The 14656-nt window shown below is 49.5% G+C and carries 13 protein-coding genes; all 13 read right to left on the bottom strand.

The genetic code is table 11. The annotated features are described in order from the left end of the window. Positions 1–773, bottom strand: a 773-nt coding sequence (locus FP827_00230; GenBank protein MBA3051513.1) for an acetyl-CoA decarbonylase/synthase complex subunit delta, incomplete at its 3' end; no start/stop codon positions are given. A 1-nt stretch (position 774) separates the two neighbouring features. Beyond that, positions 775–1503, bottom strand: a complete 729-nt coding sequence (locus FP827_00235; protein ID MBA3051514.1) for an AAA family ATPase — start codon at positions 1501–1503, stop codon at positions 775–777. A 63-nt stretch (positions 1504–1566) separates the two neighbouring features. Further along, on the bottom strand, positions 1567–3432 hold the full coding sequence (locus FP827_00240; protein ID MBA3051515.1) for a DUF4445 domain-containing protein: 1866 nt from the start codon (positions 3430–3432) through the stop codon (positions 1567–1569). Positions 3433–3439: 7 nt separating this feature from the next. Beyond that, positions 3440–4753 (bottom strand): acetyl-CoA decarbonylase/synthase complex subunit gamma, encoded by a 1314-nt coding sequence (locus tag FP827_00245; GenBank protein ID MBA3051516.1) that lies wholly within the window; start codon positions 4751–4753, stop codon positions 3440–3442. Between the two features lie 52 nt (positions 4754–4805). After that, positions 4806–6983, bottom strand: a complete 2178-nt coding sequence (gene cdhC, locus FP827_00250; protein ID MBA3051517.1) for a CO dehydrogenase/CO-methylating acetyl-CoA synthase complex subunit beta — start codon at positions 6981–6983, stop codon at positions 4806–4808. After that, positions 6976–7743, bottom strand: coding sequence for a 2Fe-2S iron-sulfur cluster binding domain-containing protein (locus FP827_00255; protein ID MBA3051518.1), 768 nt, complete (start codon positions 7741–7743; stop codon positions 6976–6978). The genes cdhC and FP827_00255 overlap by 8 nt, the downstream gene beginning before the upstream one ends. Beyond that, positions 7740–9530, bottom strand: a complete 1791-nt coding sequence (locus FP827_00260) for a 4Fe-4S dicluster domain-containing protein (GenBank protein ID MBA3051519.1) — start codon at positions 9528–9530, stop codon at positions 7740–7742. The genes FP827_00255 and FP827_00260 overlap by 4 nt, the downstream gene beginning before the upstream one ends. Further along, positions 9527–9931, bottom strand: a complete 405-nt coding sequence (locus FP827_00265) for an NAD(P)H-dependent oxidoreductase subunit E (protein MBA3051520.1) — start codon at positions 9929–9931, stop codon at positions 9527–9529. The genes FP827_00260 and FP827_00265 overlap by 4 nt, the downstream gene beginning before the upstream one ends. A 20-nt stretch (positions 9932–9951) precedes the next feature. Next, positions 9952–10446 carry a 4Fe-4S dicluster domain-containing protein gene (locus FP827_00270; GenBank protein MBA3051521.1) on the bottom strand — a complete coding sequence of 165 codons (495 nt, stop codon included), beginning with the start codon at positions 10444–10446 and terminating at the stop codon, positions 9952–9954. A gap of 13 nt (positions 10447–10459) precedes the next feature. After that, positions 10460–12361 carry an anaerobic carbon-monoxide dehydrogenase catalytic subunit gene (cooS, locus tag FP827_00275; GenBank protein MBA3051522.1) on the bottom strand — a complete coding sequence of 634 codons (1902 nt, stop codon included), beginning with the start codon at positions 12359–12361 and terminating at the stop codon, positions 10460–10462. A 46-nt stretch (positions 12362–12407) separates the two neighbouring features. Further along, a complete protein-coding gene (locus FP827_00280) occupies positions 12408–13187 on the bottom strand; it encodes an AAA family ATPase (protein ID MBA3051523.1) in 780 nt (259 codons plus the stop codon). Between the two features lie 235 nt (positions 13188–13422). Further along, the gene (locus tag FP827_00285; GenBank protein MBA3051524.1) at positions 13423–13881 is read right to left on the bottom strand and encodes a hypothetical protein; all 459 of its coding nucleotides are present in this window, start codon (positions 13879–13881) and stop codon (positions 13423–13425) included. Between the two features lie 45 nt (positions 13882–13926). Beyond that, on the bottom strand, positions 13927–14430 hold the full coding sequence (locus FP827_00290; protein MBA3051525.1) for a peptidylprolyl isomerase: 504 nt from the start codon (positions 14428–14430) through the stop codon (positions 13927–13929). Between the last annotated feature and the right edge of the window lie 226 nt (positions 14431–14656).

Consider the following 14656-nt stretch of genomic DNA (forward strand, 5'->3'; position numbering starts at 1 on the left):
GCTTCCTTCGTTTTCCAGCATTCCTGCCCGATAAAATTAAGAACAGGCGGCGACATCATAGCATCGCCCGAAAGGGCTGCCAACCGGCACCTTTCCATAATTGAATAACAGTATTCAAGCCCGTAGCCTAATCCGCCCGTGCTGTGGTGCATGACAATTTTATCAGTGCCCAGCCCCATATCGGAAATTAGAATGTTCAGCTGTTTTGCCAGATTTATGTCAAGGGGCGTCTCGGCAATAAGGGAATGTCCGCCGGCAAGGGCCGCGGCGGCAAGAGTCTTATAGTTGTCTTTTACAGCTATTCCGAAAAGTACGTTTTCACCCTTGGCCGCCTCCGTCAGGGAGGGAATGATTTCCTGGTCTTTTGCGACATTGCCGCATCCTGTAACAATAAGCGGAAGTGTTGTATTCTTAAGCACTTCCTCAAGAGTCTTCACCGCGTCCTCCGCAGACGTATTTTTCGTATCAGGGTCGGCCGACATAAAACGCACGCAGAGAAGGTCGGGAGAAAAACTCTCCGCTTTCTTTACCCATTCCGCTATACTTGCCGCGTCTTTCCAGTACTCAAGGAGATACGGGTTCCAGTCGGGATTCAGCCAGTCGCGCACTTCCAGCGCAAGAATCGGACGGTGACCGGTATCCCCTTCAAAATCAAGAAAAGGCAGCGTTCCGTGGCCCCCTACCGTCACTTCTTTCTCGCCTTTGCCGATCTTCACTTCGCTTACTCTGCCGCTTGATTTTTCCTTTACAATATCCATAATATCACCTCGCATTTCATGATTTACTTTCCAGCTTTTTCATTATACCATCTATTACTTCTTTGGTCGCCGGTTCTGTTTTTCCCAGAGGGCTCCCTGATTCAGCGCTGTTTTCTATCACCTTATCATATGGCAGCACCCCTATAACTTCAATACCAATATCTGACGCGTAAGATGGAATTTCATCAGTCCTGTTTATTACAAGTCCGACATTATCGGCACGGATCTTGAGTTTCTCCAGCAGAGACAGGCTGTTTTTTACGGTATCCAGGCTCACCCTGTCTTTATTGGCCACAAAAATAAGCCAGTCAACTTTACCGTCGGTCTGACGCGATAAATGTTCAAGCCCGGCTTCGTTGTCTATAATTTCCACGGGGTACCGTTTCCGCATACCGCCGAGGAATTCCCTGAGAATGTTGTTTATCGAGCAGTAGCAGTCCCTCCCCTCGTGATGGCCCATCGCGATGAAATCGACAGGGCCGCCCTCGGTGATGGCCTCTTCAACCTGAAGGGCGAAATACTGCGGCCTCGACATTCCCGCCGGAGGCGGATCGTTTTTCACTTCCTCTCGTATGTCAGCGATCGTCTTTTCATAATTAATCCCGAGAAGAACGTTCAGATTGGAATTGGAATCCGCGTCAACTACGAGCACAGGTTTTACTCCTTTGTCCATGAAAGCGCTCACAAAAAGAGCTGCCAGCGTGGTCTTGCCGACTCCGCCCTTTCCTGCTAATGCTATTCTCATAATCAGATTTCTCCTATCAGATTTCGGATTTAAACAAAACAATCACCAATCACCAATCCGCAATCATTTCTCATACTGCTTCCTCACATTGGGGAACAGATCAAGGTTGGTGTGAGGAAAAAACAGGCTTGCCGTGTACTCCTGCATAAAAAATGAATTCGAAGACAGATCAATATACGTCATTTTTTTATTTATCTCCTCGGTTATATTCTTCGCCTCACGGCTCAGTATGCACATCTTCTCTCCGGTAATGGAGGAGTTCCCCAGGAAGACAAAAAGGTCCAGCGGTATGTCCGGTAAAAGCCCTATGTAAACAGCGTCCTTTATGTCCATAGCCGTTCCGAGGCCTCCCGATATATAAAACCTCTGTATGTTGTCAATCGTCAGGCCGAGTTCTTTCAGCAAGACGAATATCCCGGTAAAAATGGCTCCCTTGGAATTAATAAGATTTTTGATATCCGGTTCGGTGATATATATATCCTTCCCGTAGCGTGTTTCGTCCCCTTTCACAACAAGGAATCCTTTTTCTGTCACGCCGGGAGCTCCGGAAATGAATTTTCCATCCCGCTGGATGATGCGCTCGGAAATCATCTGAGCCGTCAAAGATATGAGCCCGCTCCCGCATATCCCCAGCGGTTTCTTGTTCTTGATCGTCTTATAAGTTACTTTGCCGTTTGATATTCTGACTTTCTCTATGGCGCCGGATATGGCTCTTATACCCGAAGAAATTCCGCCGCCTTCAAAACAGGGTCCGGCGCTTGTGGAACATGAAGCCAGCCAGTCCTTGTTGCCTATGACTACCTCGCCGTTGGTGCCGAGGTCAACGAACATGGATAAAACAGAAAAATCATATATTCCCGAGGCAAGAACGCCCGCCACTATATCCCCTCCCACCCAGGCGGAAGGACACGGCAGAGCCGTAACTTTCGCAAACGGGCTTATCCGTATATTCAGTTCTCTCGCCGTCAGAACTACGGCAGAACCGAGCAGCGGCACATACGGGCTGCGCCTTATAAATCCCGGAGGCAGTTTATAAAAGAAATGGGTCATCGTGGTGTTGCCCCCGGCAAGAAGAATGTAGACATTGTTACCCGATACGTTTTTCTCCAGAATCATCTTCTGTATCATCTTGTTTACAGCCGTTATCAGGGATGAATGCATATGCTGCATACTGTTTTTTTCTTCAACCTGTATGATCCTGGTGATTACGTCTTCTCCCATGGGGATCTGCGGATTGTAGGACGAAGCCGTTGATATAACTTCCTGCTTTTCCATATCTATAAGGTAGGCGACAAGCGTAGTCGTGCCGATGTCCAGGGCAATCCCGTAGTTCTCCTTTACCCTGTTTCCCGCTTCAAAGTCTATGATTTCCCCGTCACATACGGCTACTGTCACTTTCCAGCCGGCGCCGCGGAGGATATAGGGTATGCGCCTCAGAAGCTGAAGCGGAATTTCTTTCACCGGACAGCCCTTTTCAAGAAGAGCGGTTTTTACCCTTTCAAAATCAGCAGTGGGCTCCGCGAGAACAGGCGGGGAGAGCTCAAGAAAATGCTTTTCCACGATAGGCTCCGGAGAAAAAATATTTTCCGCGAGGGAAGAAGGCTCAAGTTCCTGACGGGACACCTCTCCCTCAAGTATATCCAGTTCCTCAACCCGGCTCGAATACGGAATCTCCAGTTCAAGGTCACTTTCCGGTATCGTAAGACAGGCGAGAACAGTCTTTTCCTTTTCCTCTTCTTTAGTTAAGAACTGCGCCGATCGGGATTTATAACCGCCCTTCAGTATCTTTACCCTGCATTTTCCGCAGGTCCCTTCCCCCGCGCATGTCGAGTTCATGAAAATGCCGCTGCTGTTTATGATGGTCAGCAAATCCGTACCCTTCTCCGCTTTCAGTTTCTTTTTGTCCGGCAGGATCAGAACTTCAATCATCGATCCGTCATCTCCAGGATTCCTTGAGATATTTAGGGAGAGCCGATGCCTCTTTGGGCCCTACAAGGACTTCCCAGCCGCTCTCCTCCTCGACCTTCGCCTTCAAAACCGCGACATAACCCGGGATGATCAGCTTCTTGTGCTTCACCTTCTCCGCCACACCGCATTTCTGAAGCGACTGCGCTATAACCTCGGCGTTAAATTTGTCCGCTGCCCATGCCGTGAGAACCGACTGTCCCTCCGAATCCGTTATAAGCAGCCATGCCGGTATTTTAGAGTTTTCTATCTCCGGCTGAACCGTGTAGAAAGTCAGTGAAAAATTCGTTGTGACAATAACCGGCGAATTCTCATCGGGTTTCCCGACTTCGTAAAGTTTTGCTTCCATCATAAGGGGTTTCTGAGGGTCAGTGTAAATATTGAGCCTCAGTGTGATAAGAGCAAGCAGTTCCTCGTATTTCTCCGTCTCAACAATTACCATGCCGGCATATTTGCATACAAAGTTTGCCGCAAGAGCGATGTCTCCCCCCGCCATTCCTATAAGAGGATATCCGAGCGGCCTGTAACTCTTTTTCAGGCACAGCCTCCATGAAGACGTTAATGAGTGCAGCGCCTCTTTCATATTTTCCGCCTTAGGGCAGAGCATGATGTTCTTGAATCCCTGCGCCTGTATCTTCTGTGAGGTTTCGGCAACCTCCTCAAGGTCTTTCCCCTTCACCGCCAGGATACAGTCAGTCTCCTGTGCCATTTTCGCCCACTCTTCGCAGTTTCCCGCGTCGGCGCCGATTACGACAGGACGCTGGGTTGAAATGCCTGCTCTTGCTTTTTTAACAGATCCAATGTCTTCGCTGATAAGGACAAGCGGTATTTCTGAAGCGGCGGCCGCCCTGGCGGCAAAAGTTTCAGCATTACCGGAATCGTTTTTAAGCGCTACGGCGTCTATCCCGAACATCATACCCACGCGCTCAAATTCCATTTTCCTGATGTTTTCAATTTTTGACTTGAATTCTTCCTCGGGAAGAGAATCGCTGAGCAGGATTACCAGCGCCGGAGCGTGAAAAAAAGTCTTTTCATGGCGGAACAGGACAGTCTCTCCTCCCAGCTCTATCTCATTGTCCTTAATACCGAATTTCAAAGTAGCCATCGGCGGCTGCGAGGCGCTCTCAAGTGCCTGTTTCCCGGCCGCGTCTATGTCCGGGCATTTATCAAGTGACGCTTTCTTCTGCGCCAGAGCCATCGCGAATGCAAGGCATGTCGGTAAACCGCATTTCTTACAGTTTGTTTTCGGCAGAAACTTATAAATCTGAAGACCTGTCAAAGCCATAATCTATCCCCCTCTTTAATAATATACATCCACAAATTCGCGATTTCTACACTCACATCAGCGGGTCCATCTCGAGCGCCGGATGCTGGGACTGCTGCAGGTACTCGACCAGTTTTTCCGCGTCTGTTGCCGCACTCTCGTCCGCGATCTTATCCAGTAGACCAGGAACCCCTTCCTCTTCACAGAGCTTTTTGAATTTATCGCCCAGAAATTCCTTCAATTCCTTCGGCATCCAGACAATGCGCTTTATTCCGCCGTCCGCCCGGAGGAACTTCTTTGACAGAAGATACAGTCTGCCCACGCCCATGAAACCGGGTGTCTGCTGGCCGCCGCCGACGGTGCCGGCGAGAGTCGTGAATGTCATGCCCGCCGGAGTCATTCCCGCGAATTCCCTGTTTACCACCATGAAACCGTTTGCTTCAGGTACTATCGCGAGGATCATCTCAAAGCACCCGCAGGAAGTTTCGGGGAAACTCATAATTGAATAAGCGTGGAACTTCTCAAGGGTTTTGTTTGAATGATTTTGTATAGCTTCGTTTATCCCTTCCCATTCACCTAATTCGGCGTCGAGGACTCTTCCTTTCTTGACCGGCTGGTTCGGGCCTTTAGGGTTTATTTCATAACTGGCCTTGCAGTCCAGCCAGTTGTATGCTCCACACAGGCCTATGCGCTCGGGCTTTACAATACACACGTGGGTCGGAGCGAAACTCTGGCAGAGCGTGCAGGTATAGAAGTCTTCCACGCTCTCGTCGGTCATCCCGGCCATCCTTTCGTCTCTGTCGTCATACACTTTCTTTGCAACCGACAGGTTCTTTTCCACTTCTTCTCCGACCGTGCTTATCCTCACCTGTATCTTGTCCACGATGGCGCCGAACATCTCGTGGAGCCGCGCATGTATGATCACACCGAAATGCCTAAGAGTGAAGCCTTTTTCCTTCGCCTCTTTTGAAATCCTCATCCAGTTCATGTCCCTCTGTCCCATGTGGAATATGCCGTGCGCCTGGTTTATGACGGTGTGGATCTGCCTTTCAAGTATGGGCTCAAAATCGCTCTGCATTTTTCTGCCCGCGACTTCGACCATGATCATAAGCGGGTAAGCCTGGCCTTCTTCCATAGCGTCAACGTCCGGACCGTTCAGATCGATTTTTCCGTCCTCTATTTCTTCAGAGTTTTTAGCGGTGACGAATTCAAAGCTTGCGCTGTACTTGCCGCCGAACTGGACGAATGTCTGTTCCTTTCTTACCCGCTCGCCTTCAAAAGCGGCGGAATACGCGACAGGTATCGGTATATCGCTTACCGTAACCTTAACACCTCTCACTTCTATGCAGGTGGGCACGATTTTTTTATAATCAAGTTCATTCACTATGTGTTCGAAAGTGCATATTCCCGTAGGCAGTATTTCAGGAGTCTCCATATCAGTAATTACCGGGAAACCCATGTTTATAGCGCCCGCTCCTGTCGCGTATTTTATATCGTCGAGCGGACCCAGCGTAAGTCCGAAGGCGAACACCCTCTCCTTGCAGTATAAAAGGCATTCCTTTGCCTGACCTTTCTTTAAACCTCCGAATGTCAGTGCGCCCCTGATTGCCCAGTTCAGCGGATAAATCGCCGTAACCGTGTCCCTGCCGTAAGGCACAATATATGTGTCCCAGCCCATTTCCATACCTTCTTCTTTCAGCTGGTCAATAATAGACTTGCCATTTGACGACGAACCGACAAAAGTGAGGATCTGCCTTTTCTGAAATTCCCTCACGATATCAACAGCGGTTTTACTGTCCGGAGCCGCGCCGAGAATCGCCGCGAAACCCGGAAGCCGGCCGTCGACGAGCTGTATGCCGAGAGAGCGCAGGATCGTATCCGAAAAAAAACCTTCGCAGTCATCCTGCGGTTCCTTTTCGTAAAGGTACCTGAGCGCGCATATTATCTCTTCGCACAAGAGCGCCGCGATCCCGCTGTCCAGGGCATCACCCAGATACGGGAGATTCAGGCTGCTGCTGGGCTCCTCGCTTAAAAGGGACTGCGCTTCCTCTATAACAGGCTGAATATCCTTCAGCTTTTTCACGTCCAGGCCCATAAGGGCGCACGCCATCGGAAAATAAAAAGCCGTTTGCGGAAATCCGACTTCGCAGGACCCGCCCTTATCCTTTACCGCATTCTCCCACGAAGTCTTCGCTTCATTGAATAACTGCCTTGCTCCCCGTATCGCCGCACTCGCAACTATCTTAGACATCAATACCTCCCGTATTCTTAAAATTCTCCGTTATTCTTTGCTTCCTGCACGCAGGGCAGAGGTTGAGAATCTCATTTAGTTTATCATTTTTTATTTTCTTTTTCGCTTCTTCAACCTGTTTCAGTGAAGCATATTTTTCCCCGCATTTATTGCAGGCCGCTAATTCCTCTTTTTTGTGCCATACTTCGATTTCCCGCGCTTTGCCGTCTTTAACCTTTATCCTTCCTGTCGGGCAGAGGTATGCGCAGGCCCCGCAGGCCATGCAGGCCGGATTCTCATCCAGGAACGGCGTTTCGGGGATCCTCGCCCTGCCCCGGTTCACAAAACCTATTGCTTCCCGGCCTATCAGCTCCTTACAAACCCTGATGCAGAGCCCGCAACGTATACAATTATCCGGTTCTTTGCCCGCAACCCTGGAAACATCCGCCGCTCCGTACTTCCGCGCAAGTTTTTTAATTTCTTCCGCTTCCGGCGCCAGCGAGAACAGTTGACTGATGACAACTTTTCTTGCGCTCACTACTTTTTCTGAATCAGTAAAAATTATAAGCCCTTCGCTGACCGGATATGTGCAGGATGTCGTAAGAGTCTTCCAGCCTTTCTTTTCAACTTCGACCAGGCATACTCTGCAGGAGGCATAGGGTTCAAGAGAGGGATGCCAGCACAGATGCGGTATGTCAAACCCATTCTCAAGCGCGGCCTCGAGGATCGTCCTATCCTTTTCGGTCTCCACTTTTTTCCCGTCTATAGTAATCCCAATCATATTTTTGTCACAGCGCCGAAGTTACATACCTCCAGACATATCCCGCATTTTATACACTTCCCCTGAACAATGACGTGAGGTTTCTTTTTCTCTCCGGTGATCGCATCCTGAGGACAGTTCTTAGCGCACAGCGTGCAGCCGGTGCACTCTTTTTCCAGTATTTCGTATTTAATCAGCGCGGGGCAGACTTTTGCGGGACAAATCCCCTTTATGTGCGCCAGGTATTCGTCCCTGAAATATTTCAGAGTAGTAAGTACGGGGTTCGGCGCGGCTTTCCCCAGCCCGCACAGAGAAGTCTCCTTTACCATCCGCGAAATCTTTTCCAGTTCGGTCAGGTCATTCTCATCCGCTTTCCCCTCAATAAACCTGTCAAGTATCTTCAGCATCAGGTAAGTGCCTTCCCTGCAGGGAGTGCATTTTCCGCAGGATTCCTCCTGCGTAAAGGAAAGAAAATACCTTGCCACCTGCACCATGCAGGTATCCTCGTCCATCACGACCATACCGCCGCTCCCCATCATGCTGCCGGCCTCGGTCAGGGCCTCGTAATCAACAGGGAGATCAAGGTATTTCTCCGGGATATTGCCTCCTGACGGCCCCCCGGTCTGAACCGCCTTGAATTTCTTTCCGCCTATGATCCCGCCGCCTATCTTGAAAATCAGATCCCTCAGGGTGATTCCCATCGGGACCTCAACAAGCCCCGTGTTCCTCACTTTCCCGACGAGGGAAAAAATCATCGTCCCCTTTGAATTCTCCGTGCCGATGGAGGAAAACCACTTCCCGCCGTTTTTGATGATCAGCGTGACCGACGCCCAGGTCTTCACATTATTTAGAGCGGTCGGTTTGTCCCATAAGCCTTTGTCCGTTGCGTGGATATGCTTCACCCGCGGCTCTCCGAGACGTCCTTCTATTGAAGCCATAAGAGCGCTTGACTCGCCGCAGACGAAAGCCCCTGCGCCCTGCACGATCTCAATCTCAAAATCAAAACCGGAATTAAGAATATTTTTACCGAGAAACCCTTTTGCCATCGCCTGGTTGAGGGCGATTTCAAGATGTTTCACCGCGAGCGGGTACTCCGCCCTGACGTAAATGAAACCTTTGTTTGATTGTATTGCAAAAGCCCCTATGATCATGCCCTCTATTACAAGATGAGGATTACCCTCGAGGATGCTCCTGTCCTGGAAACAGCCGGGGTCTCCCTCGTCAGCATTGCAGATAATATATCGCGTATCGGACACCTGCGATTTCCTGCAGGAATCCCATTTCCTCCAAGTCGGGAAACCGCCGCCTCCCCGGCCGCGCAGGCCTGAGGTTTTTACTTCTTCCACTATCGCGTCCGGACTCATCCCAAGCGCTTTTTCAAGAGCTTTATATCCTCCGAGATCCGTGTAATCCTTAATATCCGTCGGGTCAATCCTGCCGTTATTCTCAAAAAGAATCCGTTTCTGGTATTTGTAAAAAGGAACCTGTTCTTCTTCAACGATTTTTGTTTTTGATACTTCGTCTTCATAAAGGAACTCTTCAATTATCTCACCCTTTAAAACGGTCTTTTCAACAATCCTTTCTACATCCTCCGCTTTTATTTTCTGATAAAAAATGCTTTTGGCGTCATTCCTTATGACTACCAGCGGGCCTCTTTCGCAAAACCCGTGACAGCCAGTCATTTTTGACACGGCTTTAACCTGCATATTGTCAGCGGGCAATAACTCCCTGAACTTCTTCAGGACTTCTCCCGCACCCTGTGCGGAACACCCTGTCCCGCAGCAAACCGACACTATCGTCCCTGTCATTTGTATTTCTCCAGGACCTTTACTATTTTCTGGGGAGTCATTTTTCCGTGATAGTCGTCGTCGATCATTACCAGCGGGCCAAGGGCGCAGGCCCCTATGCAGTTGACGGTCTCAAGCTTGAAATTCCCGTCTTTTGTGGAATCCCCGGGATTTATCCCCAATACCTGTGTGATCCTCTCCACGATCCGGGGGGCGCCCCTTACATAGCATGCAGTTCCCATGCATACCATTATTTTGTGCTTTGCCGGAGGGACGAGCGAAAAAGATTTATAAAATGTCGCTACGGAATAAATACGCGACATGGGTATATCCAGCCTGTGAGAAACCTCTTCCAGCTTCTCTCTCTTAAGATACCCGCATTCTCTCTGGATATCCTGCAGAACTCTTATCAGATTCGTCATTCTCTATAAATCCTGTTTTATCATTTCTTAAACTCGGTCAAAAATCTTCTCGTCTTCTCCCTTGAGATTTCCGTCGGCTCTACAAAAACCAGCGCTTTTGTAGGACAGGCCGCAGCGCAGGCCGGCTCTTCGCCCTGTTTCAGCCTTTCCCTGCATAAATCGCATTTTATCACGGCTTTGCCTTCCCTGTTTGTTTTGATAACACCGAAGGGGCATGCGATAACGCAGAAATCGCATCCTATGCACGATTCGCTGTCCAAAAAAACAATCCCGTTTTCTTCTTTACTTAAAGCCCCGGAGGGGCATACCGCAACGCACGGCGCGTCCTCGCAGTGACGGCACTGAAGAGGGAGAGTCACATCGTCGCAGCCGATTACACTGATCCTGGCTGCCGGCCGCGGTTCTTCCGCAATTGCTTTAGCCAATTCCCTGCTTTTAGAATGAGCAACCGCGCAGGCGAGCTGACAGCTCCTGCAGGCAAGGCATTTCTCAGGGGATATGTATATTATTTTCATCGCTGCCCCCTGCTTAATTTTTTTCCGCTAACGGTTTCAGGTTGAGTTTCACCCTTTTCTCGTCCAGCAGTTTTACAATCATATCAGCCGTCTTTACCGGATCCGGCTCAAAAACGAAATTCGCCCCGACAAGTTTATGAATATCCTCCAGCAGGAATTTCTTCACTTTCTCACTCCCTATGACAGGCAAAGGATTGCCGAGAAAAGTGGTTATACCCGAACCCACCGCGTAAAACGCGATCGCAACGGCTTTTTCGCTCATCCATTCGGGAGCCGCGCCCGCCACCGGCAGGTCCGAGATATCCTCTCCCAGGCCGCCTTCCTTCAGGACATTGCACAGAATCACGAGAATCCTTGATATATCAACGCAGGACCCCAGATGCAGGACCGGCGGGATCCCCACAGTCTCGCATATTTCCTTCAGGCCCGGGCCGCAAAGATCTTTCGCTTCAGGCCTGAGAAGCCCCGCTTTCGCTGAGGCAATCGCGGAACAGCCGGTCGTGACGACAAGCACATCTCTCTTGATCAGTTCCTCCGTAAGTCTGATATGACACAGATCGTGTACCTGTTTGGGGTTGTTGCACCCGACAATACCCACGGCTCCCCTCAGCCGGCCTGATATTATGGCATCGTTCAGAGGCCGGTAGGTGGACCGGTATTTGCCGCCGAGGAACTGAAAAACAGATTCCGCGGTAAAACCCGCGACAAGATCCATTGTCACATCGGGGATATTCACCTTTGCTTCTATTCTGTTGGGGAAGTTGTCTATGGCGATCTTCACTATTCCCTTGGCAATGTCAAACGCTTTCTCCTCATTGAATTCAATATGCTCGGCAAACGGAAATTTTGCCTTGGGAGAAGTTGAAATAAGTTTTGTGTGTGAGCACTGGCAGAGATCTCCCAGCGCCGGCATAACGCACTGGATGTCCACGAGCATAACTTCAACGGCGCCCGTTGCGATCGCCAGTTCCTGCTGCAGGAAATTTCCCGCAATGGGTATTCCGTGACGCATAAGTATCTCATTTGCCGTGCAGCAGATCCCGGCAAGGTTTATTCCTTTCGCCCCCTTGCTTTTCGCGTATTCCAGCATCTCCTTGTCCCGTACCGCATCGACCATGACATCGGATAATGTCGGCTCATGGCCGTGGACGATTATGTTCACTTCGTCTTTGCTTATAACACCGAGGTTTACTTTTGACCTTATCGGTTCGGGGCTTCCGAACAGAATATCGGAAAGTTCTGTCGCGATCATAGAACCGCCCCAGCCGTCGGCCAGCGAATTTCGTAACCCCTGCAACAGCAGGTTGACATCATCATTGTCGGCGCCGACATGAGTTCTATGCAGGGTATCGACCACTTCCCTGTCTATGCCGCGCGGAACTATTTTAAGGTCTCTCCAGATTTTCTGTCTTTTTTCCGGCGCACGCTTAATAAAGAGGAGTTCTCCCTGCTGCCGTGAAAACTCCGCGAAAGCTATTTCCGCCACGTCCTTTGCTATCGCGTTAGTATCCCGGCCCTCTGTCTTTACGCCGTATTCCGCTGCAATAACAAGAAGTTTCTTTTTATCTTTGATTGAATATCCCTTTGTCTTGCCCTCAGCGGCAAGGAGCAGTGTATGGGCAATATCCCGGCCGTGGTCGGAGTGGGCAGCGGCGCCGGCGGCAATCATCCTTATGAGATTCCTTGCGGAAATTATTGCGGCGGTAGCCCCGCAAACGCCTTTCTGAGGACCTTCGCCGAACGGATCAATCCTGCAGGGCCCCATAACACAATTTTTACAGCAGAGCCCCATCTCGCCGAAACCGCACTGGGGAAGCATTTTCTCGTATCTGGTCCAGGCGGTTTCAAGATCCGGATTTTTTTCAAGAACTTCCCTGCTCGCTTTATCATGGGTCAATTCAGTGGGTTTCTTCATTATTTCCCTCCTCTTAATAAACGGTTACAGTTAACGGTAACGATGCCTACCTGGGCGGCAGGCGGGTTTCGTCACCGTCAAACGATTGCTCTTTCAATACTGACTTTAAACTGTCCAGGATTTTTTCCAGTTCTTTTTTTATCTGTACGGTATCCTTCAATTTCCCTCGTTCTTTCCGCAGATTTGGATTATAGGAAATAAATCCCGCGAAATCAATTTTGCCGACTTTACCGCGCAGATAATCCTTATCGGACTCATCCCATATCTTGTTCGCGATAATTTCTATATGCCTGACGCCCAGCTTTTCCGCCAACTCCTTGATCTTCCGGGCGGTCTCAATGCTCTTTATTTCCGGCTCTACGATTAGAAAGAGCATATCCACTCCGGCAACGACACCGCGCGTCAAGTGTTCTATTCCGGCTTCCATATCAAGCACCACGGCCTCGTCCCTTTCAAGGACAAGGTGACTGATGAGAGCCTTTATGAGCGAGTTTTCCGGGCAGAAACAGCCGGTCTTGTTAGTATATTTCCCTATCTGCATTATCCTTATCCCGTCAAAGTCCAGTGAATATTTGTCCGGCAGGTCGTTTACGAAAGGGTTCAGTTTGAAAAGCCCGCCGTCGGCGGCGGTCCTTTCTTTTATCATCTCTTTCAATCCGGATATTGACTGCAACTCCGCTTTGGCGTCAAAGAGAGTCAGTAGATTGCTGTCCGGGTCGCAGTCTATCGCGAGGACCTTGAATCCTCTTTCTTTCAGGATAACCGCAAGAAGAGCGGCGATTGTCGTCTTTCCGCTGCCGCCTTTTCCCGATACCGCTATTTTCATCGTATTCCTCTTCCTTTTTTACAATCCGCGATCGCTAACCCGAATGATTCATACTCTTAACGACAAAATGCTGGAACACTTTGCAAATCCCAATACTTGTTTTCATTTTACAGAAAAAAGGATGTGGTTGTCAATTTTCGGAAAAAGGGAAAAGGGGAAAAGGGGACGTCCTTAATATTCTTTATTCCTGAGGCAGAGCTTCTTCAGGGGAAAACGGGGACGGTTCTGGTTTTCCTTACGCGGCGGAATTCATATATTCTTTCAGCGTCAGAAAATCCATGTCAAACTGCTTCTCGGAGCGCTTTATCAGTTTTTTTGAATGATCATCCAGCAGCGGCTGAAAATTCACGGTCCAGTCAAGCTTGAAATCCCCTATGTTGATGTGATTGTCCGTCCATGTTTTGGAATCGCCCGCATGAATATCCTCCAGACGGAACCGCAGCGGAAAAAGAACCTTTCTTGTTCTCAGTTCGGGGATAAAAATAAGTTTTTTTTCGTCTTTGTATTTTTTAGCTATTTTGGCAAAGCCCACAACACCCCGCACCGGCCTTATGGCATAGAACCAGAGAATGTCTCCGGGCCTGGCGGCAAGATATAAGGGCCTGTCCTTTTCCGAAACCGCCGCAAGGGGCGGAGAATGTTTCAGCCCCGTGCGCCAGTTTTCCTTTATGTCAATTTTTATCCAGTGGCTCAACGGCGTTGCGCTCCGAAAAATAATTCCCTCACGGCAAAAAATCTCTTATTTGATTATGACCTCTTCCAGAATGACAGACTCCAGCGGCCTGTCGCCGGAACCAGTCTTCACCGCTTCTATCTTTTTGACCACATCCATCCCCTCAATGACCTCGCCGAATATCGTGTGGCGGTTGTTGAGCCATGGCGTGGGAACAGTCGTTATAAAGAACTGGCTTCCGTTGGTGCCGGGGCCTGAATTGGCCATTGCCAGAAGTCCCAGCCTGTCAAAAACAAGGCTCCCGTCGAACTCGTCTTTAAAGCGGTACCCGGGGCCGCCCGTGCCGTTTCCCATGGGACATCCGCCCTGTATCATGAAATTCTTTATTATCCTGTGAAATATCAGGCCGTTGTAAAAAGGCCGCTTGACCTGCTGGCGGGTCCTCGGGTCCATAAACATCTTGTCGCCCTTCGCCAGATCGACAAAATTCTCAACAGTGACAGGCGCTTTGTCAGGATAGAGTTTAATAACTATTTCTCCGAGCGGCTCGTCGCCGTGGCGGATCTTCATAACAGCCCGCAGTTCTTTCTTTTCAGCTATCTTTTCTTTCACAAGGGTCTCCTCAGCCGGGGGGGATATTTCGACAGGCGCCGAAGGACTTTCCTGCTTCAGCCCGCCGCAGCCGGCGATAAAAAACACAACAGCAAAACCAATTTTTGAAATAATTTTCATATTTTTTCAATCCTCCGCATATTTTTTGTTTTTCATTATAACAAAAAAGCCGGAATGGACAAGC

It is taken from the genome of Candidatus Omnitrophota bacterium, assembly GCA_013791745.1.
Taxonomy (GTDB): Bacteria; CG03; CG03; order CG03; family CG03; genus CG03.

Coding starts and splice junctions, on each gene's coding strand:
- FP827_00235 (MBA3051514.1), bottom strand. CDS start 1,503: ATGAGAATAGCATTAGCAGGAAAGGGCGGAGTCGGCAAGACCACGCTG.
- FP827_00240 (MBA3051515.1), bottom strand. CDS start 3,432: ATGATTGAAGTTCTGATCCTGCCGGACAAAAAGAAACTGAAAGCGGAG.
- FP827_00245 (MBA3051516.1), bottom strand. CDS start 4,753: ATGGCTTTGACAGGTCTTCAGATTTATAAGTTTCTGCCGAAAACAAAC.
- cdhC (MBA3051517.1), bottom strand. CDS start 6,983: ATGTCTAAGATAGTTGCGAGTGCGGCGATACGGGGAGCAAGGCAGTTA.
- FP827_00255 (MBA3051518.1), bottom strand. CDS start 7,743: ATGATTGGGATTACTATAGACGGGAAAAAAGTGGAGACCGAAAAGGAT.
- FP827_00260 (MBA3051519.1), bottom strand. CDS start 9,530: ATGACAGGGACGATAGTGTCGGTTTGCTGCGGGACAGGGTGTTCCGCA.
- FP827_00265 (MBA3051520.1), bottom strand. CDS start 9,931: ATGACGAATCTGATAAGAGTTCTGCAGGATATCCAGAGAGAATGCGGG.
- FP827_00270 (MBA3051521.1), bottom strand. CDS start 10,446: ATGAAAATAATATACATATCCCCTGAGAAATGCCTTGCCTGCAGGAGC.
- cooS (MBA3051522.1), bottom strand. CDS start 12,361: ATGAAGAAACCCACTGAATTGACCCATGATAAAGCGAGCAGGGAAGTT.
- FP827_00280 (MBA3051523.1), bottom strand. CDS start 13,187: ATGAAAATAGCGGTATCGGGAAAAGGCGGCAGCGGAAAGACGACAATC.
- FP827_00290 (MBA3051525.1), bottom strand. CDS start 14,430: ATGAAGATCCGCCACGGCGACGAGCCGCTCGGAGAAATAGTTATTAAA.